The 21,750-nt window shown below is 71.9% G+C and carries 19 protein-coding genes; 11 read left to right on the top strand and 8 right to left on the bottom strand.

Annotation, left to right across the window (positions count from 1 at the left end; translation table 11 throughout):
* Positions 1-114 precede the first annotated feature (114 nt).
* Together RM788_RS01205 and pdxA are read right to left on the bottom strand one after the other, a co-directional pair.
* Positions 115-897 carry a DeoR/GlpR family DNA-binding transcription regulator gene (locus tag RM788_RS01205; protein WP_315929566.1) on the bottom strand — a complete coding sequence of 261 codons (783 nt, stop codon included), beginning with the start codon at positions 895-897 and terminating at the stop codon, positions 115-117.
* Between the two features lie 34 nt (positions 898-931).
* Positions 932-3,010 (bottom strand): 4-hydroxythreonine-4-phosphate dehydrogenase PdxA, encoded by a 2,079-nt coding sequence (gene pdxA, locus RM788_RS01200; RefSeq protein ID WP_315929565.1) that lies wholly within the window; start codon positions 3,008-3,010, stop codon positions 932-934.
* A 170-nt stretch (positions 3,011-3,180) separates the two neighbouring features.
* Between pdxA and RM788_RS01195 the strand changes: the two genes are divergently transcribed.
* Genes RM788_RS01195 through RM788_RS01155 form a run of 9 tightly spaced genes read left to right on the top strand, consistent with a single transcriptional unit; the run spans position 3,181 to position 11,874 of the window.
* On the top strand, positions 3,181-4,758 hold the full coding sequence (locus RM788_RS01195; RefSeq protein ID WP_315929564.1) for an ABC transporter substrate-binding protein: 1,578 nt from the start codon (positions 3,181-3,183) through the stop codon (positions 4,756-4,758).
* A gap of 3 nt (positions 4,759-4,761) precedes the next feature.
* On the top strand, positions 4,762-5,697 hold the full coding sequence (locus RM788_RS01190; RefSeq protein ID WP_315929563.1) for an ABC transporter permease: 936 nt from the start codon (positions 4,762-4,764) through the stop codon (positions 5,695-5,697).
* On the top strand, positions 5,694-6,620 hold the full coding sequence (locus RM788_RS01185; RefSeq protein WP_315929562.1) for an ABC transporter permease: 927 nt from the start codon (positions 5,694-5,696) through the stop codon (positions 6,618-6,620). Before RM788_RS01190 ends, RM788_RS01185 begins: the two co-directional genes overlap by 4 nt.
* Positions 6,617-7,459 (top strand): ABC transporter ATP-binding protein, encoded by an 843-nt coding sequence (locus RM788_RS01180; RefSeq protein WP_315929561.1) that lies wholly within the window; start codon positions 6,617-6,619, stop codon positions 7,457-7,459. Before RM788_RS01185 ends, RM788_RS01180 begins: the two co-directional genes overlap by 4 nt.
* Positions 7,456-8,283, top strand: a complete 828-nt coding sequence (locus tag RM788_RS01175) for an ATP-binding cassette domain-containing protein (protein WP_315929560.1) — start codon at positions 7,456-7,458, stop codon at positions 8,281-8,283. The genes RM788_RS01180 and RM788_RS01175 overlap by 4 nt, the downstream gene beginning before the upstream one ends.
* On the top strand, positions 8,280-9,236 hold the full coding sequence (locus tag RM788_RS01170) for an aldo/keto reductase (protein WP_315929559.1): 957 nt from the start codon (positions 8,280-8,282) through the stop codon (positions 9,234-9,236). The genes RM788_RS01175 and RM788_RS01170 overlap by 4 nt, the downstream gene beginning before the upstream one ends.
* An 18-nt stretch (positions 9,237-9,254) precedes the next feature.
* Positions 9,255-10,022 (top strand): HpcH/HpaI aldolase family protein, encoded by a 768-nt coding sequence (locus RM788_RS01165; RefSeq protein WP_315929558.1) that lies wholly within the window; start codon positions 9,255-9,257, stop codon positions 10,020-10,022.
* The gene (locus RM788_RS01160; protein ID WP_315929557.1) at positions 10,019-11,194 is read left to right on the top strand and encodes a sialidase family protein; all 1,176 of its coding nucleotides are present in this window, start codon (positions 10,019-10,021) and stop codon (positions 11,192-11,194) included. The genes RM788_RS01165 and RM788_RS01160 overlap by 4 nt, the downstream gene beginning before the upstream one ends.
* Positions 11,191-11,874, top strand: a complete 684-nt coding sequence (locus tag RM788_RS01155) for an SDR family NAD(P)-dependent oxidoreductase (RefSeq protein ID WP_315929556.1) — start codon at positions 11,191-11,193, stop codon at positions 11,872-11,874. The genes RM788_RS01160 and RM788_RS01155 overlap by 4 nt, the downstream gene beginning before the upstream one ends.
* 248 nt (positions 11,875-12,122) lie before the next feature.
* Here the strand turns inward: RM788_RS01155 and RM788_RS01150 are convergent, their stop codons facing one another.
* From RM788_RS01150 to RM788_RS01125, 6 genes are all read right to left on the bottom strand, one after another.
* Positions 12,123-13,322, bottom strand: coding sequence for a putative glycoside hydrolase (locus RM788_RS01150; protein WP_315929555.1), 1,200 nt, complete (start codon positions 13,320-13,322; stop codon positions 12,123-12,125).
* A 966-nt stretch (positions 13,323-14,288) separates the two neighbouring features.
* A complete protein-coding gene (locus RM788_RS01145) occupies positions 14,289-15,254 on the bottom strand; it encodes an alpha/beta fold hydrolase (protein WP_315929554.1) in 966 nt (321 codons plus the stop codon).
* A gap of 950 nt (positions 15,255-16,204) precedes the next feature.
* The gene (locus RM788_RS01140) at positions 16,205-17,128 is read right to left on the bottom strand and encodes a quinone oxidoreductase family protein (RefSeq protein ID WP_315929553.1); all 924 of its coding nucleotides are present in this window, start codon (positions 17,126-17,128) and stop codon (positions 16,205-16,207) included.
* A gap of 106 nt (positions 17,129-17,234) precedes the next feature.
* Positions 17,235-17,630 (bottom strand): MerR family transcriptional regulator, encoded by a 396-nt coding sequence (locus RM788_RS01135; protein WP_315929552.1) that lies wholly within the window; start codon positions 17,628-17,630, stop codon positions 17,235-17,237.
* Positions 17,631-18,128: 498 nt separating this feature from the next.
* Positions 18,129-18,746 carry an NAD(P)-dependent oxidoreductase gene (locus RM788_RS01130; protein WP_315929551.1) on the bottom strand — a complete coding sequence of 206 codons (618 nt, stop codon included), beginning with the start codon at positions 18,744-18,746 and terminating at the stop codon, positions 18,129-18,131.
* The gene (locus RM788_RS01125) at positions 18,743-20,140 is read right to left on the bottom strand and encodes an MFS transporter (RefSeq protein ID WP_315929550.1); all 1,398 of its coding nucleotides are present in this window, start codon (positions 20,138-20,140) and stop codon (positions 18,743-18,745) included. The genes RM788_RS01130 and RM788_RS01125 overlap by 4 nt, the downstream gene beginning before the upstream one ends.
* Before the next feature lie 96 nt (positions 20,141-20,236).
* On the opposite strand from RM788_RS01125, the gene RM788_RS01120 reads away from it, so the two are divergent.
* Positions 20,237-20,953 carry a TetR/AcrR family transcriptional regulator gene (locus RM788_RS01120; RefSeq protein WP_315929549.1) on the top strand — a complete coding sequence of 239 codons (717 nt, stop codon included), beginning with the start codon at positions 20,237-20,239 and terminating at the stop codon, positions 20,951-20,953.
* A gap of 100 nt (positions 20,954-21,053) precedes the next feature.
* A complete protein-coding gene (locus RM788_RS01115; RefSeq protein ID WP_315929548.1) occupies positions 21,054-21,719 on the top strand; it encodes a TetR/AcrR family transcriptional regulator in 666 nt (221 codons plus the stop codon).
* Positions 21,720-21,750: the final 31 nt, after the last annotated feature.

Genomic DNA, 21,750 nt, shown 5'->3' with positions numbered 1-21,750 from the left:
TAGCCCTTCGCGAAGCCGGGAGGGGCCCTGGAACGGCACTCCTCTTGACCTCGCCGACGCTATCCGCGAGGCCCCGGTTACCCGCAAGGGCGACTACTTCCCATCGGGAAGTGTTCAGGTCACGTCAGGTGCGACCGTGATGACCGCGGCGCCACGGGCGGTGAACTCGTCGACCAGCCGGGGGTCGGCGCGCTCGTCGGTGACGAGTGTCCAGCGCGGGGGCATGCGCACCCAGGAGTGGAACGGGCTGCGGCCGAGTTTGTCGGCGTGCGCGAGCACGTACACCTCGGCGGCGCGGCGCATCATCAGCTCCTTGAGCCTGGTCTGCTGGAGGTCCGCCTCGCACAGCCCGTTGTCCGGCGTCACGCCGTCCGCGCCGAGGTAGACGCGGTCGAACGTCATCCGTTCCAGCGCCGCCTCGGTCAACGGCCCCACGAAGCCCTGGCTGAGGTGCCGCAGCGTCCCGCCCAGGCACTCCACGTGCACCGACTCCGACCCGGCCAGTTCCGTCAGCGCGGTCAGCCCGGTCGTGGCGACGGTCAGCTGCGGCACGTCGCGCAGCTCACGGGCCAGCGCGCCCACGGTCGTGCCCGCGTCGAGCAGGATCGTCTCGCCGGAGCTGATCTCCGCCGCTGCCCAGCGGGCCATGGCGGTCTTCTCCGCGAACGCCTCCTGGGTGCGCTGGCGCAGCGACGGCTCGGGGTGCGCGAGCAGCGCCATGGCCCCGCCGTAGGTGCGCGCGACCCGGCCCTCGTCGGTCAGCCGGGCCAGGTCGCGGCGGATCGTGGACGCCGTCACCTCGAAGGTGTCGGCCAGTTCGTCCACACTGGCCAGACCGGTGGTGGTCGCCAGCCGGACGATCTCGTCGCGACGATCCCGCGTCCGCATCCCCGCCATGCGCTGCCTCCGGTGCTGTCGTGGTGTGCGAACACTATCGGGGGCTGGGCGACATGCGAGCGGCCTGGTGCAGGGCCTCGATCATGCTGCGGATGTCCGCCACGCCCTTGCCCGCGATGTCGAACGCGGTGCCGTGGTCGACCGACGTGCGGATCACCGGCAGGCCGACGGTGATGTTGACGCCCGCCTCGATGCCCAGCACCTTCACCGGGCCGTGGCCCTGGTCGTGGTACATCGCGACGATCAGGTCGTAGTCGCCCCGGCCCGCCAGGAAGAACGCGGTGTCGGCGGGCAGCGGGCCGCGCGCGTCGATGCCGTCGGCCTGGAGCACCTCGATGGCGGGGGTGATCTTCTCGGCTTCCTCGCCCTGGCCGAACAGGCCGTTCTCGCCCGCGTGCGGGTTGATCGCGCACACGCCGATCTTCGGCTCCGGCACGCCCGCGCGCACCAGCGCCTCGTGCCCGCGCCGGACGGTCCGCGCGACCAGGCCGGGCTCGATCTTGCGCACGGCGTCCATCAGACCGATGTGGGTGGTCACGTGGATGACCTTGACCTTCGGTGTCGACAGCATCATCGACACCTCCTCGGTCCCGGTCAGGTGCGCCAGCAGTTCGGTGTGGCCGGGGAAGACGTGGCCGCCCGCGTGCAGCGCCTCCTTGTTCAGCGGCGCCGTGCAGATGCCCTGCACCGTCCCGGCCATCGCCAGTTCAGCGGCGACCCGGATGTAGTGGAACGCCGCATCGCCCGCGACCGCGGACAGCTCGCCCCACTGGAGGTCCGCGGGCAGCAGCCCCAGGTCGATCACGTTGACGCGGCCGGGGGTGAACACGGCGTCCCGCACGGACTCGACGGCGACGACGTCCGCGGTCACGCCCAGCGCCTCCGCGCCCAGCCGCAGCCTGGCCGCGTCGCCGATCACGACGGGGCGGCACTCGGTGGCCAGGTTCTCGTCGAGCAGCGCGCCGACGACGACCTCCGGGCCGATGCCCGCGCCGTCGCCCATCGTGACGGCGATGTACGGACGGGTGTCGGGACTGGTGGTGCTCACGTGGGTTCCTCCGTGGAGTGCGGCCGCGATGGCGGTGAGGGAGTCGGGCGCGCCGAAGCTGCCCGGCCTGGTGACGACCCGGCGGCCGTCGGGGGTGGTGCTCAGGACCGCGCCGTGGTGCCCGGCCAGGGCGCCGTGGACGGTGAGGCGGGTGACGCCGAGCCGGTCGAGCACGGCGCGGGCGGTCTCGCCGCCGGTGAGGACGAGGTCGGAGGTGGTGTGCCACGCCGCTTCGAAGGCGGCGTCGTCGGCGAGCGCGGCCACGACACCGCCGGGCACGATCCCGGTCGGCGCGGTCAGGACGGTGACCCGGTCGACGTGCGAGGTGGCCTCCCTCAGGTGCTCGACCTGCGCGGCGGCCGCGGCCGTGCCGACCACGACCAGCACGCCCTGACCGGGCTCCGGCACGACGGCGGACGGGCCGGGGCCGAGCGCCTCGGCGAGGCCCGCCGATCCGACCAGCACCGCGCCGACCTCCGTGCCCGCGGCGGCGATCAGGGCCAGGTCGGTGTCGTCCTCCGCGTCGCACACGGCGACGGCCCCGCTCGCGCGGATCGCGTGGAGCCGTGCGACCAGGTCCGCCCCGCGCACGTCGGCCAGCGGCACGAGGGACACCGGCAGCGGCGCGAGGAGGTCGGCGATCGAGCGCGGTGGGGACGCGGGCTCCACCCGCCACGCGTCGGTGTCGTGCAGGGGCACGCCGCCCAGGTGCACGACGCCGCCGCGCACGACCCGGCCGAGCCGGGGGAGCGCGGGGCACACGACGGCGAAGCCGCCCGCGCCCCGCACGGCGGCGGCGAGGTGCCCGCGCAGCTGGGAGTCCACCTTCACGAACACCTGGCGGGACGCCCCGAGCGCGGCGATGGCGCGGCCGGTCTCCGACTCGGCCGCGTCGGCGGGGCCGGAGCGCGTGTCCAGGTCCACGACGATCACGTCCCGGTCATCGGGAGGGAACGACGGGTCGATCCCCAGGAGCACCAAACTGCGCGTTGTGCGCATATCGATCGTTGCGGCCGCCTCGGCCGCTCCGGACAGATCATCAGCAACAACAAGAATCTTTGGCACGTCGATCTCACCTCCTCGACCTGAAGGATTGCACAGAACGCGCTAAAACTGCCAGAGGTCTTGCGCGAAACGTGCAGAACATGTCAGTGTGGCTCGGGTAACACCGGTGCACCTCGGCCACGTCAGGCCGCAGCAGCGCCGTCTCCCCCGAGCACTGTGAGAGGTCGACGATGACCCGATCCGGACGCGGCCCGGAGCTCTCCCGCCGCACCCTGCTGAGGTGGGGTGCGATCGCGGGCGCCGGAGTGGCGCTGGGCCCGCTGCTGAACGCCTGCGCCGGGCCGACCGGCACTCCCGGTCCCGGCACGCTGACCCTCGCGCTCAACCGCTCGCTGGTCAGCCTGGACAACAAGCTCAACCAGTTCGACGCCGCCGTCACCGTGCAGCGCGGTGTGCGGCAGGGCCTGACGATGGTGGGCCAGGACCTCAAGCCCAAGCTCGTGCTGGCCGACCGGTTCGAGCTCACCGCTCCCACCGAGTGGACGGTGCACCTCCGCGACGGGGTGCGCTACTCGGACGGCTCGCCGGTCACCGTGCAGGACGTCACGACCGCGCTGGAGATGTACCAGCAGGTCAACGGGTCGTTCATCGCGGGCTTCTTCTCCGAGTTCCCGGAGGTGGTCCCCGGAGCCGACGGCACGTTCGTGCTGCGCACCCAGCGGCCCATCCCGGTGCTGGACTACCTGATGGCGAACATCCTCGTCACGCCCTCGGCCGCCAACCGGCCCGAGGAGCTCCAGGACGGCATCGGCTCCGGCCCGTACGTGGTCCGCTCGGGCAACCGCGGCACCGGCAACTACTCGCTGGCCGTCAACGAGAACTACTGGGGCCCGAAGCCGAGCGTGCCCGGCGTGCAGGTCCGGTTCGTGCCGGAGGAGTCCAGCCGGGTCGTGTCGCTGCGCAGCGGCGAGGTCGACGTCATCGACTCGATCACCCCCGACTCCGCCGACCAGCTCGCTGGCCTGCCGGGCGTGCAGATCACCCGCGCCCAGAGCACCAGGATCAACCAGCTGTTCTACAACTTCCGCAAGCCCCAGGGCCACCCGCTGGCCGACCCGAAGGTGCGCGAGGCGCTCACCTACGCCATCGACGGCCGGTCGCTGGTCCAGGACGTCCTCGTCGGGTCGGTCAGCCAGGCCGACGGCGTCGTGCCGACCGGTCTGGAGGGCGCGGTCAAGACGGGGGAGTACGTCTACGACCCGAACCAGGCGAAGCAGCGGCTGGACGCGCTGGGCGTGCGCGACCTCGAACTGAAGATCATCTGGGAGAGCGGCGAGTTCGCCAGCGACACCTCCGTCATGGAGGCCGTGCTCCAGATGCTCGGCCAGGTCGGCGTGCGCGCCACCCTCCAGCAGTTCGAACCCGGCGGCGACATCCTGTCCTGGCGGCAGGGCAAGGCCGGTGACTGGGACGTCCTCGGCAACGGGTTCTCCAGCCCCACCGGCCTGGCCGTGAGCATCCTCCAGGGCATGTACGCGGGCACTCCCGAGAAGGAGCAGACCCGCGACACCTACCAGGGCTACGTGGTCCCCGCGATCGCCGCGCAGATCTCCGACGCCTCCGCCGAACCCGACGCCGCCCGCCGGGCGCGGCTGCTCGGCGACGCGCAGCGCGCGGTGTGGGCGACCTGGCCGTGCCTCTGGGCGTTCGTCCCCAACGCCGTGCTCGCGCACCGCGACCGGGTCGGCGACATCTCGCTCGGCCCCACCAACTCCTACGACCTCGCGTCCGCGCGACTGGAGGGCTGAGCCGTGGTGCCCTACCTGCTCAAGCGGCTCGGCCAGAGCGTCCTCACGGTGTTCCTGACGATCTCCGCGGTGTTCGTGCTGATCCGCCTGGCACCGGGCGACCCGGCCGCCGCCTACGCCGGACCGCTCGCTACCAGCGACGACCTGGCGAAGATCCGCACCGCCTTCGGGCTCGACCGCTCGCTGGTCGAGCAGTACCTGGTGTTCCTCAAGGGCATCCTCACCGGCGACCTCGGCACGAGCTACTCGTTCCGCTCGCCCGCCCTGGACGTCGTGCTCGACCGGCTGCCGTTCACCATCACCCTCGCGGTCGCCGCGATCCTGCTCACCGTCGTGGTGTCCGTGCCGCTGGGCGTGTGGATGGCCCGGCGCGCCGACACCGCCCGCGAGCTGTCGGCCAACGTGGTGACCATCGCGGGCCAGTCCATGCCCGACTTCTGGAGCGGCATCATGCTGCTCACGGTCTTCGCGGTGCTGGTCCCGGTGCTCCCGGCGTCCGGCTTCGCCACCTGGGGCGGCCTGGTGCTGCCCGCGGTGACCGTCGCGATCCTCCAGGTCGCGCTCATCTCCCGGCTGGTGCGCGGTGAGATGGCCAAGAACCTCACCGCCCCCTACCTCACCGTCGCGCGGTCCCGAGGCGTGTCGGAACGCGCCCTGGTGTGGCGCTACGCCATGGCCAACTCGTCCATCCCCGTCCTCACCGCGCTGGGCACGCGCTTCGCGTCCATGCTCAACGGCGTGGTCGTCGTGGAGGTCGTGTTCGCCTGGCCGGGGGTCGGCTCGCTGGTGGTCCGCGCCCTGGAGACGCGCGACTACCCGCTGATCCAGGCCACCGTGCTCGTCACCGCGGCGCTCGCCGTCGCCGTCCAGCTCCTCGTCGACCTCGCCTACCCGCTGCTCGACCCGCGGGTGCGCCTCGGGAAGAAGGTGTCCGCGTGAGCACCACCCACACCGACCCCGTGCGCGTGGCACCGCGGCCCGCGCCCCGGCCCAGCGCCGTCACCGCGAAGCACCTGGCCCGCGCGAAGGTCACCCGGCAGGCCAGGGGAGCGCGCATCAAGCTGTGGGCGGGCCTGGTCTGCACGCTGCTCGTCGTCATCCCCGTCGCGCTCGCCAGGGTGCTGCCGATGCCCGGCCCCGACCAGCAGGACCTGGCCGCGCGCAGGCTCGCGCCGCTGACCGGTGGTCACCTGTTCGGCACCGACCAGCTCGGCCGCGACCTGCTGTCCCGCGTCCTGCACGGCGGCCAGGTGTCGCTGCTGGTCGGCCTGCTCGCCGTCGTCGTGTCCGGCGTGATCGGCATCGTCCTCGGCGCGTCCGCCGGGTACTTCGGCGGCTGGGTCGACGCGATCGTGTCGCGGCTGCTGGAGGCGCAGCTCTCGTTGCCGCTGCTGATGATGCTGCTGCTCGTGATCGCCCTGTTCGGGCCGTCCATCCCGGTCATCACGTTCGTCATCGCCATCGCCCAGTGGCCCGAGGTCGCCCGGATCACCCGGTCGCTCGTGCTGGTGGAGCGGGAGAAGCCGTACGTGGCCGCGGCCAGGATCCTGGGCCTGCACCGGTTCGCGATCCTGCTGCGCCACGTGCTGCCCAACGTCGTGAAGCAGGCCAGCCTCGTGGTCCTGCTGCTGCTCGCCCAGGCCGTCCTGCTGGAGAGCGCCCTGTCCTACCTCGGAGCCGGTCCGCAGCGGCCGTTCGCCACGTGGGGCCGCATCATCTCCGACGGGCAGGACTACATCACCACCTCGTGGTGGATGGTCACCCTGCCCGGCCTCGTCATCGTCGCCCTCGTCGTGGGCGTCAACCTGCTGGGAGACGGCCTGCGCGACCGCGCCCGCCGTCGGAAGGTGAGCACCTCGTGACCACCGCGCTGCTGGACGTCGAGGACCTCCAGGTCGAGCTGATCACCGCCGGGGGCGTCGTGCGCGCCGTGGACGGCGTCAGCTTCACCATCGGCGAGGGCGAGACCGTCACCGTCATCGGCGAGTCCGGCTCGGGCAAGTCGACCACGGCGATGGCCGTGCTCGGCCTGCTCCCGGACGACCTGGCCGTGCTGTCGGGTTCCGTGCGCTTCGGCGGGACCGACGTGATCGCCGACCCGAAGGCGCTGCACGGGGTGCGCGGCCGGACGGTGTCGCTGATCCCGCAGGACCCGATGACCGCGCTCAGCCCCGTGCACACGATCGGGCGACAGCTCGTCGGCGCGGTGCGGCTGCGCCACCCGGAGCTGGGCAAGGCCGACGCCGGGGCCCGCGCGGTGGAGCTGCTGGACCTGGTGCACGTGCCGCGCGCGGCCGACCAGCTCGGCCGCTACCCGCACCAGCTCTCCGGCGGGATGCTGCAACGCGTCCTCATCGCCATCGCGCTGGCCGGGGAGCCCCGGCTGCTGGTGGCCGACGAGCCGACCAGCGCGCTCGACGTGACCGTGCAGGCGGGCATCCTCGCGCTGCTGCTGGAACTCCAGGAGAGCACCGGCATCGGCATCCTGATGATCACCCACGACCTGGGCGTGGCCCGACTGGTGTCCGACCGCATCCACGTGATGCGCGACGGCCGGTTCGTCGAGTCGGGCGACGTCGAGTCCGTCGTGGACGACCCCCAGGACGAGTACACCCGCAAGCTGCTCGCCGCCGTCCCGGTGCTGGGACCGTGGGACGAGGACTCCGCCGACGACACCGAGACCGCTGGAGTGGACCGATGACCGCACCGCTGCTCGAAGTGCGCAACCTCGTGGTGGAGTACCCGGTGCGCGGCGGCGCGTTCCGCGCGGTCGACGACGTCAGCTTCACCGTCCACAAGGGCCGCACGCTGGCCGTCGTCGGCGAGTCCGGCTGCGGCAAGTCCACCGTCGCCGGGGCGATCGTGCGGCTGATCCGGCCGACCTCGGGCGAGATCCTGCTGGACGGCACGGACATCGCCGGGCTCACCGAGCGGCGGCTGCGCCCGTTGCGGCCGAAGGTGCAGATGGTGTTCCAGGACCCGTACGCCTCGCTCGACCCGCACCTGAGCGCGCAGGACATCGTGGCCGAACCCTTGCGGCTGCGCGGTGTGCGCTCGGCGGCGGACCGGCGGGCGCAGGCGGCCGGGCTGATCGACCGGGTGGGGCTGCCGTCGAGCGCGCTGGACCGGCGGCCCGCCGAGTTCTCCGGCGGCCAGCGGCAGCGCATCGGCATCGCCAGGGCGCTGGCCAGCAGTCCCGAGCTGCTGGTGTGCGACGAGGCGACCAGCGCGCTGGACGTGTCGGTGCAGGCTCAGGTGCTGGCGCTGCTGGAGGACCTCCAGCGCGACACCGGTCTCACGTGCATAGTCATCTCGCACAACCTGGGCGTGGTGCGGCGGATCAGCTCCGACGTGGTGGTGATGAAGGCGGGCAGGGTCGTCGAGTCCGGCCCCACCGCCGACGTGCTGGCCGCGCCGAAGGAGCCGTACACCCGTGCGCTGCGCCGGGCCGCGCTCGACCCGACCGCCATGACCGGGCGCAAGCCGCGGTCGTTCGTCACACCACGGGAGGAGGTCACCGCGTGAGCACGTTCAGCCTGTCCCGGCTGGTGCTGGGCACGATGACGTTCGGCGACACCGTCGACGCGGCGGGCGCGCGCCGCATGGTCGACGCCGCGCTGGACGCCGGGATCACCGGGATCGACACCGCGAACGGGTACGCCGGGGGAGCGTCGGAGGAGATCCTGCGTGACCTGCTGCCCAGCCGCCGCGACTCCGTCGTGCTGGCCACCAAGGCGGGCATCCCGCACCCCGACGCCGAAGGCGCGCCGCCGTTGTCGCCGGTCGCGCTGCGCGCCTGCCTGCTGGGCAGCCTGCGGCGGCTCGGCGTGGACCACGTCGACCTGTTCTACCTGCACCAGCCGGACCGGGCGACGCCCCTCGCCGAGACGGTCGCCGAACTGGGCAAACTCGTCGCGGAGGGGCTCATCGGCGCGATCGGGGTGTCCAACTTCGCCGCGTGGCAGATCGCGGAGCTGAACCGCGAGTGCGACGCCCAAGGTGTGCCGCGACCCGTTGCCGCGCAACAGCTCTACAACCTGCTGGCCCGCCGCGTCGAGGACGAGTACCTGGAGTTCGCCCGCGTGACCGGGCTGCTCACGGTCGTCTACAACCCGCTCGGCGGCGGCCTGCTCACCGGCAGGCACACGTTCGCCGAACGGCCCACCGAGGGCCGGTTCGGCGACTCCCGACTGGCCGCGATGTACACCCGGCGCTACTGGGACGACCGGCTGTTCGCCGCCGTGACCGCGCTGTCCGCCGTGGCCGCCGGTGCCGGGATCCCGCTGACCGAACTGTCGCTGCGGTGGCTGCTCAGCCAGGACGACGTGGGGTCGGTGCTGCTCGGCGGCTCCCGCGTCGAACACCTGGTGGCCAACGTCGAGGCCGCCTCCGCGGGACCGCTGCCCGCCGACGTGCTGGCCGCCTGCGACGAGGTCGGTGCCGCCCTCCGCGGCCCCATGCCCGCCTACAACCGCTGAGAACACTGAGGAGTGGGAATGTCCGCGAGCGAGTTCGCCCGCAAGATCCGCGCCCGTGAACGAGTCGTCGGCTACTGGTGCGTGCTCGACGCGCCGGTGGCGACCGAGCGCCTCGCGCGGCTCGGCTACGACTACGTGTGCCTGGACGGCCAGCACGGCCTGCTCGGCTACTCGGGCCTGCTGAGCGGGCTGACCGCGATCGACGCGGGCGGCACGGCCACCGGCCTGGTGCGGGTGGAGGCCAACAACGCCACCCCCATCGGCCGCGCCTTGGACGCGGGCGCGGGCGGCGTGATCGTGCCGCTGATCGACACCGCCGCCGACGCGGCCGCCGCCGTGACCGCGGCCAAGTACGGGCCGGAGGGCAAGCGGTCCTACGGCCCCATGCGGTCCGCGCTGCGCATCGGCCCCACGCCCGCCGAGGCCAACGCCGCCACGGTCGTCCTGGTGATGATCGAGACCGCGCAGGGCCTGGCCAACGTCGAGGAGATCTGCGCGACGCCCGGCCTGGACGGCGTCTACGTCGGCCCGTCCGACCTCATGCTCGCCCTGGGCGGCGCCCGCCCCGGCGACCCAGCCCTGTCCGCCGAGTTCGAGGCCGCGCTGACCCGCGTCCGCGAGGCCGCCGCCGCGGCCGGGATCGCGGCGGGCATCCACACCATGGACGGCGCGAGCGCCGCGAAGCGGCTGGCCGAGGGGTACACGTTCGCCTCGATCTCCTCTGACCTCACGCACCTGGAGGACAGCGCCGCCGCCCACCTCGCCGCGTCGCGGGGCGAGTCGTGAGCGTGCGGACGGACGCGTTCGACGGGGTCCTCCGCACCCGCGCCGACGACCCCGAACGGCGCGACGCGCTGCTGCCCGCGCCCGCCGTGCAGAACCACGCGGCGAACCTCACGACGCTGCCGGGTGGCGACCTGGCCTGCGTGTGGTTCGGCGGGACGCAGGAGGGCGTGCCGGACATCAGCGTGTGGTGCTCCCGGCTGCCCACCGGCGGTGACACCTGGTCCTCGCCGGTCAGGCTGTCCGACGACGGCACGCGCTCCGAGCAGAACCCGGTCCTGTTCACCGCGCCCGGCGGCGACGTCTGGCTGCTGTGGACGGCCCAGGTCGCGGGCAACCAGGACACCGCCGAGGTGCGCTGCCGGATCTCCACCGACGGGGGCCGCGCGTGGGGGCCGACCACGACGCTGTTCCCCGCCACCGCCACCGGCGGGGTGTTCGTCCGCCAGCCGGTCGTGGTGCTCGACTCGGGCCGGTGGCTGCTGCCGGTGTTCCACTGCGTATCCGTGCCGGGCCGCAAGTGGGTCGGGGACCTGGACACCAGCGCCGTGATGGTCTCCGACGACTCGGGGGAGACCTGGAGCGAGGTCGCCGTGCCGAGGAGCACCGGGTTCGTGCACATGAACGTCGTGCCGCTGCCGGACGGGACCCTGGCCGCGTTCTACCGCAGCCGGTTCGCCGACTTCGTGCACCGCTCCACGTCCACCGACGGCGGTGCGTCGTGGACGGCCCCGAGTCCGGTGCGCGACCTGCCCAACAACAACTCCTCGATCCAGGTCGTCCGGCTCTCCGACGACCGGCTCGCGGCGGTGTTCAACGACAGCAGCGCCCGCGACGCCACCGAGCGCAGGCTCTCGCTGTACGACGAGATCGACGACGACGGCCTCGCCGAGCAGGCGGCGCCGACGGAGGAGTTCGGGACCGCGTTCTGGGGAGCGCCCCGCGCGCCGATGACCCTCGCGCTGTCGGTCGACGGCGGGTTCACCTGGCCGGTGCGGCGGAACCTGGAGGTCGGCGACGGCTACTGCCTGACCAACAACTCCCGCGACGGCCTCAACCGCGAGTTCTCCTACCCGACGGTCCACCAGGCCGCGGACGGCTCGCTCGACATCGCGTTCACCTACTTCCGGCAGACCATCGAGCACGTCCGCGTGCCGCCGTCATGGGTTCGGTGACCAGGCACGCCCTGGTCACCGGTGTCAGCTCCGGTATCGGCCTGGCGATCGCGCGCAGGCTGCTCGACGACGGCTGGGCGGTGACCGGGCTCAGCCGGGGCGAACCGCCGCTGCGCGACGAGCGGCTCACCTGGCGTGGCACGGACCTCGGCGACCCGGACGCGGTGCGGGCCGCCGTGCACGACGCGCCCGCCGCCGACGCCGTGGTGCACGCCGCGGGTCTGCAACGCTCGGCCCGGCTGGGGGAGCTGTCCACGCGCGACGGCGCCGACATGTGGCGCGTGCACGTGGAAGCGGCCTCGGTGCTGGTCGACGCGGCGGTGGGCCGGATGCCGCGCGGCGCCCGGATCGTGCTCATCGGCAGCCGCACCATGACCGGCGTGCCGGGCAAGAGCCAGTACTCGGCGACGAAGGCCGCCCTGGTGGGGATGGCGCGGTCGTGGGCGGGGGAACTGGTGGGGCGGGCGATCACGGTCAACGTGGTGGCGCCCGGCCCGACCGACACGCCGATGCTGCGCGATCCCGGCCGGGCCGCCACGCCCGTCCGGCTGCCGCCGACGGGTGCGCTGATCGACCCGGCCGAGATCGCCGGAACCGTGTCGTTCCTGCTGGGGCCGGACGCCCGGAGCATCACCGGGCAGACCCTCGTCGTGTGCGCCGGAACGTCACTGGGGCTGTGATCGCCGGGGCGTGGGTTGGGTTCGGCCATCAGGTCGTCGGCGAGCGCACATTCGTCGGGAACTTGCCGAGGGTGTCGCCAGCTTGGACTCCCCGCCGTGGTCGCAGCCTGCGGACTCGTCGACCAGACCGGACGTTGTGGCGGCGAGGTCGGTCGCGGCATGGGCGGAAGTGCGGGTCGGGGCGAGGACCATCACGAGGTTCTTCGCATGGTGGAACCGCCTGTCGGTGGTGGGGGCGTGCCCGGTGATCAGCAGGCGCGGCGCAGGATCGAGCCGGACGTGCCGGGCAGGGAGACGGAGGTGACCCGTGCGCCGTGCTCGTCGAGGTGCTTGGAGGGCAGGGGGACCCGGACCGGCGCGCTGGCGGTGGGGTTGGCGTTGACCACGACGGTGCCGCAGGCGAAGTCGCGGCGGAGCAGCTTGGTGCCGATGGACCGGTACGGGCCCGTCGGCTTGCCGAGGTCCCATCCGTACTCGGGGTGCGGTGGGGACGGGTCGCCGTAGTCGTCGGTGGCCGTGGCCTCCGCGATGGCGGCCAGACCGTCCTGGACCAGGAAGTAGCTGGCGAGGGCGTACCGGAACGAGCGGTCGTCGTTGGCCGTGAAGTGCGGCTGGACCCAGGTGATCTTGTCCCTCGCCTCGTTGGAGGCGATCTGCGCCGCCTGGCTGCCCCACCCCTCGGGCGCCTCCGGCAGCAGGTCGGAGCCGCCGAACGCGAGCCACCACTCGTCGAAACCGCCGTCGAGGTTCTCGGTGTAGGCGTCCCACATGCCGGGGTGCAGGCGGGCGTTCGCGAGGTTCGCGACCGTCAGGAGGTCCGCGTCGGCGAACCGCTTGCGCATGTTCGCGAACATCGCCCGGTACGCCGCCTGGAACGACTTGTCGGTCGGGTGGGCCGTCGGGCACACGCCCACGTGGTAGGTGTCGCAGGTGAACAGGGCGTTGTCCATCAGCACGCCGTCGAAGCCGCCCTTCTTGGCACTCTTGATCACGTTAGCTGCCCACCTGTCCTGGTAGGCGGTGTTGCCGACGTCCATCTGCCAGTGGCCGGGATATCCGCTGTATTCGAACCGCTTGCCCCGCGAACTGCGCAGGAACCACTCAGGGTGTGCCTTGTCCGCTTCGCAGAACCCGACACCCGCGGGAATTTCCGGGTCGTCGGCACCGCGGTGGCATGCGTAGCTGCGGGTGGACGACAGGTCTTTGTACACGAACACCTTGATATCGGGGTTCGCTTTCCTGAACTTGCCGACCATCGCGCCTTCCCATGCGTTCAGGACGACGTAGGCCCGTGTTTTCGCGTGCTTCGCGATGTCGGCGTCGGAGATCGGCGAGCTGTCCAGGTGCAGCCAGAACGACCGGGGCCTGCCTGGGTCGGCGGACGGGGGATCTTCGACGGCACCCGCTTCCGGGGCTGTCACCACGGTCACCAGCAGGGTGGCGGCCATGGCGGCCGTGCGGAGGGCTGCTAATTTTCCCGAAGGGCGGCGGTCGACTTCCTCGGAATCGGGATCCATGGGGATTCTCCTTGCGGATCGGCGGGCGGCGTACTGGTCACCGGATTCCCGGCAGCGCATTCGACGTAAACGGGTTCATGTTGCCCAACACCCGAGCGTGCGAATACCCGCGCTTGAAACCTCCCGTTCGGGGCTGATGTGAATCCGCTTCCGAACACGACCCCGAGCAACCGCGACAACCAGACACGCGCCGCACGCCCACCAAGATCACCACTCGCCGTCAGGCCGATTCGAGGCTGCCGACCCGCGGTCGGGCACGCTCTTGACCGGACCCATGGCCACCGACCGACTTCTCCGCGATGCCACCTTCTCCAACGCGACCGTGGCGTTGTCGGGGACCTGGCGGGCGACGCGGTCGCAGCACACGAAAAGGCATGAAGTTGCGCAAAAAGCCTGATCTTCACCATCCCGCCGGCATGACCCGCCGATCGTGGGCCCGTGCGGCGGTCGACCCTGATGCCGCGACAGGGCGGTCGTCGCGGGTGCGGTCGTCCACGTGGAATGCCCGGCTGTCGAAGAGTTGTCGACCGGACTCGGGTCGCGAGGAGCGGCGAGACACCGAACACAGGGATTCCCTTGTCCTGCCAGGACAAGGATCAGGCGGTGCCCGCGAAGCAGTGGCCCTCTACCGCGCATCGGCAGGAGGGGGCGTTCGGTGGGGCCGCCGACTGCCAACTGCCCGCTGTGGCCTGGGCTTGGAGCAGGTGACGGAGTGTTGATCAAGCGCGCATCCCGCAACGCCGCCGTGCGGCGGACCACCGGACAGCACCTCCACAAGCCGCCGATGGGCACGAGCCGTCGTCCGACGGCGAACCGGCCCGGCGCCGCGAGGGCGCCGGGCCGGTGGGGGCCGCGTGGTGTCGAGGGATGGGGACGGCACCGCGCGGCGGGTGTGGATCAGGCCACGCAGCCCGCCAGTTCGGCACGCGGGGCCGAAACGCCCGCGGGGCCGAAGAACAAGGCCGCGCAGTCGATCAGGAAGCCGGGGTTCTCCTCGGCGATCCAGTGGCCGGAGTCGGGGGCGACGACCTCGCGGACGTCGTCGCCGACCTGGCGGAAGGACTGGGCCACGAACGGGCCGAACGTGTGCTGCGCGCCCATCGCCAGGATCGGCATCTTCAGGCGGGTGCCCACGCCCGCCTGGTTGTTGGCGATGTCGGTCGGGAAGGCGCGGTAGTAGTTGTAGCCCGCGGTGCGGCGCGCGGGGTTGGCGTAGGCGCGGATGAACGCCTGCTGGTCGATGCGCTCCGGGTGGTGGGTGTTGGCGAACATCATGCCGAGGTAGGTGCTGACGTCCTCGTTGTCCATGATGGTCTCGGGGATCGGGGCCGGTGCCTGGTTGAAGCCCAGGTGCCAGCTGACGCCGTAGATGTCCTCCAGGCCGAAGCCGGACAGCGGGGTCTCCAGCACGGCGAGGCGCACCACCTCGCCGGGGTAGTCCCTGGCGTACGGGTAGGCGATGAGGCTGCCGGTGTCGTGGGAAAGGATGGAGATCTGGCGGTAGCCCAACTTGCGGACGCCCTCGCGGATGCGCTTGGCGGTGGTGGCCTTGTCGTAGCCGTCGGCCGGGATGCTGGACGTGCCCAGGCCGGGCAGGTCGAACGCGATCACGGTGTTGTGCGCGGCCAGGGCGGGCATGACGCCCTTCCACTCCCACCAGGTCTGCGGCCAGCCGTGCAGCAGCACCAGCGGCGGGCCGGAGCCGCCGCGGACGTAGTGCAGCACGGCGCCCTCGACGCTGACGGTGCCGTGGGTGAACGCCGGGTTGAACACGGCACGGCCCACCAGCGGTTCGCTCTGCGAGGTGCCCGCGCTGGCGACCGACCCGATGAGCACCATCACCACCGCGACCAGGGCGCCCACGACCCCTCGTCCGCGTGATAACCGCCGTGGTGGCGCCTTGTCGGCATTCGACATATCCACTCCCAAACCGATCCGATTTCGACAATCCGCGGCAGGATCCCCACGTCGTTGCCGACGGCACCGGCCACAGTGGAACCGCACATGTATAGCCAGCGATGATCAAGCCGTCAATCTGCGCCATTCGGGTGGCAGGGAAAATTTCGGCCGCATGACGAACCAATACCATTTGAACCGCCGGACGATCCGCCGGTTCGGTGGCCCGACTACAGTGCCTCCGCTCGCCCGAGTGCCAGGAGATCCCCGGATGACGTCGCCGAAGCCGCCACCCGTGCCCAGTACGCCCTTGCAGCCGCGTACTGCCTGGGGTCGACAAGATCATCGGGTTCCGCGGGTGCAGGGCTGGACTCTCCCGCGGTGTCGTCCCACGACAGCGATTACGTCCAGGGCTCCACATGATCATGGACTAGTTCGTCGCACCGGTGTTGTAGAACTACCGCACAAACCGGAATCGGAAGCCGCCATCCCGCAGCACGCCACGGCGAACAACAAGGTAAGAGCGTCGTCCTGAAATCGGAAAATCGAATCTTCCGCACTTGTTCCGCCTATGGCCGCAGGCTTGTCCGATCCTGTCCGCCACGGCCGGGTCGGACTTCTCCCGCGCGTCGCAGGCGAAGTCCGACCCGGTGAGCGCCTGGAAGGGCATGCGGAGGAACAGTTCGCCGATGTTGCACGCTCGGCGGACCCGTGGTCTGAGGAGGTGGCTCAGAACCACCACCAGGACCGGCGGCAGGACGTAGATCGGGGCGGAGGCCCGGAACAGCTGGTCGCCGTGGTCGCCGTCTTGCCGTCGAGCGCGGTGCCGACGACATCGTCGACCGCCCGGGTGTGCGCGAGCCCGGTGCGAACACTCTGTCCGTTGTGGACGTTCGACGGGATCGGCCGGGCATGTCTCAGGTCACCTTGATGACGACCTTGCCCGAGGTGTGACCGTTCTCGACGGTGGCGAGGGCGGCCGGGGCGTCGGAGAGCGGGTGGACCGCCGTGATCACGGGTGCGAGGACCCCCTCCAGGGCCAGCGCGGCGGCTCGTTCCAGGTTCTCGCGGTCGAGGCGGCGTTCGACGAAGCGTCCACCCAGCTCGGGCACCGACACGTCCCCCACGGCGATGACGTTGCGGGAATCCAGGGCCAGTGGGGCGACCGTCCGCAGCGAGGCGCCCCCGACCAGGTCGACGATCCCGTCAAAACCGTCGGGAACCAGCTCGCGAGCCGCGGTGACGACGTCCTCGGCCGTGTAGTCGATGAACCGCACCCCGACGGCCTCGGCGTGCTCGCGTTTGGCGGTGCTCCCGGTGCCGATCACCCGCAGCCCGCGACTGGTCGCCAGTCGGGCGACGGCGAGGCCGACCCCGCCACCGACCCCGTTGACCAGAACCACGGCCCCAGCGGGGAGACCGAGCTGGTCGAGCACGTCCACCGCGGTCGTCCCGGCCACCGGCAGCGTCGCCGCCACGGTCACCGACAGGCCCGCCGGGACGCGCGCGGTGTGCGGCGCGGACAGCACCGTCGTCTCGGCGTAGGTGCCGCCACCGGTGAGCGCGAACCCGAAGACCGCGTCACCCACCTCGAGCCCGTCGACGTCCTCGCCCAGGGCGAGAACGGTGCCCGCCGCCTCCATGCCCAGCACGCGGGGGAACGGACGTCCGCCGTCGAGACCGGGGACCAGGCCCGAGCGCAGCAGGTGGTCCAGGGGGTTCACCCCGGCCACGTCGACCCGGATCAGCACCTCGCCACGACCGGGGACGGGATCGGGGCCGTCAAAGAACTCCTGCACCTCGGGCCCGCCGTGCTTGCCGAAACCCCATGCCTGTCCCATTTCCTACCGCCTTCCGGATGACCGTCCCGGTGATTCCGGGCGCTGTCGCCATCCTCACCGTTGACATCGGTGTGAAGGGCAAGCGGTTGAGGTCCGGGTCACAGCATCAGGCCGACCGCGCCACCTGCCCGAGGGTCGCGGACAGCTTCGCCCGGTGTCGGCTGTTGACCTGCATCACCACGTCGAGCGCGTCCCTGGTCTCGATCAGGCGCGTGATGTCGGCGTCGATCCGGTCGCGCTCGCGCGTCATCGCCGCGTACGTCTCATGGGCGACGCCCAGGTCGTCGGGGAGATCCACGCACGGCAGCACGGTCGCGATCACCCGGCTGGACATCCCCGCGTCGAACAATTGCCGGATGAGCGACACCCGCTGGATCTCGGCATCGGAGTAGTGGCGTTGCCCCGCGTCGGAGCGCGCACTGGTCAGCAGTCCCTGCTCTTCGTAGTACCGCAACGAGCGCGGACTCACGCCCGTGCGCTTGGACAGTTCGCCGATCCGCATCCCGCGAGCCTACGTCCGTGTGCTCCGGGCCCAGGCCGTCCACGATTCGTGGACACCCGCGGACACCACCACGGCCCGGCGGGGTTGGAGCCCCGGCCCGACGACCGGGACCTTTTCGATGAGCCGACGACACGTTCACTTGTCGCTCCAATGCCGGAGTTGACGAGTCGCCTTCTTGGCGACGGACGACACAGCGGTGGGCTGGCTCGTTTCCGTGCTGTCGCCGCCGCTGTCGACGGCGACGGTTGTCAGCCAGCGGTGCGGGAGGCTGCGGTCAACCGTGTGGGTTCACGACGCTGCGTTCCTGGGCCGGTGGGTCCGCCTCGACCATGGCGGAAACCATCGGCTCAACGCCACGACCCACCGCATCGCCATCACCCGGAAACGCATCCACGAACCCGCCCGCCCGCCTGCACCCACCTGGACTCGCGAAGATCGGGACTGCATCCCCGAAAGCCGAAAGCCGGACCGTGGGGACACGGTGGTTCGAGTGCGGGTTCATTGCGCGAGGGTGGGGGCGGCTTTGGACCACCGGTGTGCGTCGAGTTCGTGGGTGATGAAGCGGGCCACGTCGGTGCGGGTGACCTTCCAGCCGCCCTCGGGGGTGCCGCCGTCCCGGACCCGGAAGGTCCCGGTCGGCGGTTTGTCCTGGAGGTGGGCCGGGCGGACGAAGGTCCAGTCGAGCGCGCTCTCGCGGAAGGTCGACTCCAGCAGGCGCATGTCGGCGTAGAGGTCGTCCGCGAGCGGGAGGAGGACGGCGCGGTACCAGAACCCGAAGTTCGGGTCGTCGCGGCGGACCCCGCCGGAGGTGATGGCGATGATCCGCCCGACCCCGGTGGACTCCATCGCCGCGCGCAGGGCCACGGCACCTTCGGAGTACAGGCCGAGCGGACGGCGGCCGGCAGGGCCGATGGCGGAGACCACGACGTCGTGGCCCGCCACGGCCGCGCACACGCTGTCGGGGTCGCGCACGTCGGCGCGCGCGACGGCCACGGCCGCGGGGAACTCGGACGGGGTGCGCACGGCGGCGGTGACGTGGTGGCCCGCGCCGAGCGCTTCCTCGACGACGAGGCGGCCGGTGCGGCCCGCGGCTCCGAAGACGACGACCTTGCTCATGACCGATCTCCTGACTGGGTGCGGGGGAGGAGGGTGACGAGCGCCGCGCTGAGCAGACACGTCCCGGTGACGATGAGGGCGCCGATCGCGAGACCGGAGGTCCCGGCGCCGAAGTACACGGTGCCGAGCACGGCGACGCCGAGCGCGGTCGCGAGCTGCTGGACGGCGTTGAGGGCGCCGGACGCGCTGCCGATCTCGGCGGGGTCGGCCGCGGCGAGGATCGACTGGATCAGCGTGCCGAACAGCAGGCCGAGCCCCAGCCCCACGACCAGGTTCGGCACCACCAGCACCCACGCCGGGAGCCCGGCGACGGCCACGGCGGCCAGGCCGAGCGTGCCGACGACCTCGATGCCGAGACCGACGTGCAGCACCGACCGGCCGAGCCTGGCCGTGAGCGCCGGCGCGGCGGTCGAACTGAGCACGATGCCCACGGCGATCGGCGCCAGGGCCAGCGCGGCCCGCAGGGCGGAGTAGCCGAGGTCGAGCTGGAGGTGCAGCGACAGCAGGAGCATCAGCCCGCCGACACCGGAGAAGAAGGCCACGGCGACGACCAGGCCGCCGACGAACGCCCGCTTGCGCAGCAGGGTCGGCACCAGGATCGGCGCGGGGCTCGTGCGCTGTCTCCGGGCGAGGGCGAGGAACGCCGCGATTCCCGCCGCGATCGAGGCGAAGGTCCACCACGGCCACCCGGCCTCCCGGCCCTGGATCAGCGGGTACACCAGCAGTGCCGAGCCCGCAGCGACCAGGGCCGCGCCGACCGGGTCGATCCGCACCGAGGCGTCGCCGCGGTCGGCGGGCATCCACCGCAGGGCGCCCGCGACCGCCAGCGCGCCGAGCGGGATGTTGACGAGGAAGATCAGCCGCCAGTCCAGGCCGCCGGGGTCGATGGCGATGAGCCCGCCCGCGAGGATGGGGCCGCCGATCGCGGCGAGGCCCATGACCGGGCCGAACATCGCGAACGCCCGGCCGCGTTCGCGTTCGTCGAAGACCGAGGCCAGCACGCCGAACCCCTGCGGGATCATCAGCGCGCCGAGCGCGCCCTGGGCGATCCTGGCCGTGACCAGCACGGCCGGAGTGGGTGCGAGGGCGCACAGCGCCGAGGCGAGGGTGAAGCCGACGGCGCCGATGACGAAGAGCCGCCGCCTGCCCCAGCGGTCGCCGAGGCGGCCGCCCACCACCAGCAGCACACCGAAGGCGAGCGTGTAGCCGGCGGTGAGCCACTGCAGCGTCGCCGGACCGCCGCCGAGACCCGCGCGGACCGAGGGCGCGGCCACGTTCATGACGGTCGAGTCGAGCAGATCCATGATCTCGGCGAGCAGCACCACGGCGAGGACGCGCCACCGCCAGGGGTTGGGGGGCAGCACCGGGGTGGTGGGGGCTTGCTGGATGGTCATCGTGTCCTCCTGCCGCACGAACACCGTTCGGGCCGAACGGTGTTCGCCACGAACAGTGCACTGTGCGAACGGTGTTCGTCAAGTACTATTCGCCTCATGCCCAGCAGTCCGCGCACAAGTCCGGCCAAAGCCCCGCTCAGCCGGGACGCGATCGTGTCCACCACCCTCGCGCTGGTCGACGAGCTGGGCTTCGGGGCGGTGAGCATGCGGCGGGTGTCCCAGGCGCTCGACACCGGACCGGCCTCGCTCTACGTCTACGTCCGGGACCGGCAGGAGCTGATGGCGCTCGCCCACGACCTCGCGATGGCCGACGTCGAACTGCCGACCGACTCCGACGGCGACTGGCGCGCCCGGCTGGAACTGCTGGTGGACCGGGTCGTCGACGCGCTCGGCTCCCACGACGACATCGCGTCCCTCGGCCTGTCCGACGTGCCGGTCGGGGCGCACAGCCTGCGGGTCACCGAGGAGATGCTGCGCCTGCTCGGCGTGGGCGGGATCGACGACGCGGCCTGCGCGTGGGCGGCCGACCTGCTCGGCCAGTACATCGCGTCGTCGGCGCTTGAGAAGGCGGCCAGGCTGCGCGCCCAGCGGGACCTGGCGCGTGCGGGCGACACCGGTCGGGCCACCGAGGAGGCGATGTCGGAGGCGTTCTCGGCCCGGCTCGACACCGTGTACCGCTCGCTGCCCGCCAGCCAGTACCCCACGATCAGCGTGCTGGCCCCGTTGCTGACCGGCGGTGAGGGCGACGCGCGCGCGGCGTGGAAGCTCCGCGTGATCATCGACGGCCTGCTGGCACAGGGGGTGCGGGTCTGACCGGGCGCACTCGCCTTACATCTTGTAAGGCCATCGGACGGCCTGTACGGTCGATCATGAGCGCCGTCGTGGACGGCGAGTCGGTGACCGGAGGTGTCGGATGTCGTCCGCCCCCGTGGTGGGCCGGACCGGCGTGGTGAAGCCGGAGCGGCGGGAAAGCCTGCGCGAGGAGCAGAAGAGGCTCACCCGCGGTCGGCTGCTCGACGCCGCGGTCTCGGTGTTCGCGGAGAAGTCCGTCATCAACGCCACGATGGACGACATCGCGAAGGCGGCAGGGGTCGCCAGGGTGACCGTGTACGCGCACTTCCCCGGCAAGGGCGACGTGGTCCGGGCGCTGTCGGAACGCGTCTACGAGGTGCTGGAGCGCAACTACACCGGACTTGCGGCCCTCCCGAGGTGGAACCGCCCCGCGGTCCGGGACTGGCTGGACGGCGTCGCGGTGCTGTGGCGGGAGATCGCCCCGATCCTGCGCGTCGTGCGGGTGGCCGGGTTCGCCGACTCCGCCGCGGGCCGGAGCTCCGTCGAGGCGCGGATCCACTACGTCGAGGAGCACGAGCGCTTCGCGAGCCTGCTCACCGCCGATGTCGGGCGCTGGCACGGCGAACCGCCGCAACAAGCCCACCAGCGGGCACTGCTGGCACTGGTCCACGTCGAGTCGACCCTGACCGCGTGGATCGCCGCCGAACTGCCGCTGGGACCCGCCGGACCGCTCGACCTGCTGGCGGATTCCCTCTGCCACCTGCTCGGGCCCGCGGTGCGCGACTAGCGAACCCGCGAACCCGCGTGCCCGACGGCCC

Source organism: Umezawaea sp. Da 62-37, from assembly GCF_032460545.1.
GTDB lineage: Bacteria > Actinomycetota > Actinomycetes > Mycobacteriales > Pseudonocardiaceae > Umezawaea.
Note: the sequence above shows the minus strand (reverse complement) of the source record. Positions and strands in the feature narration are given on the sequence as shown.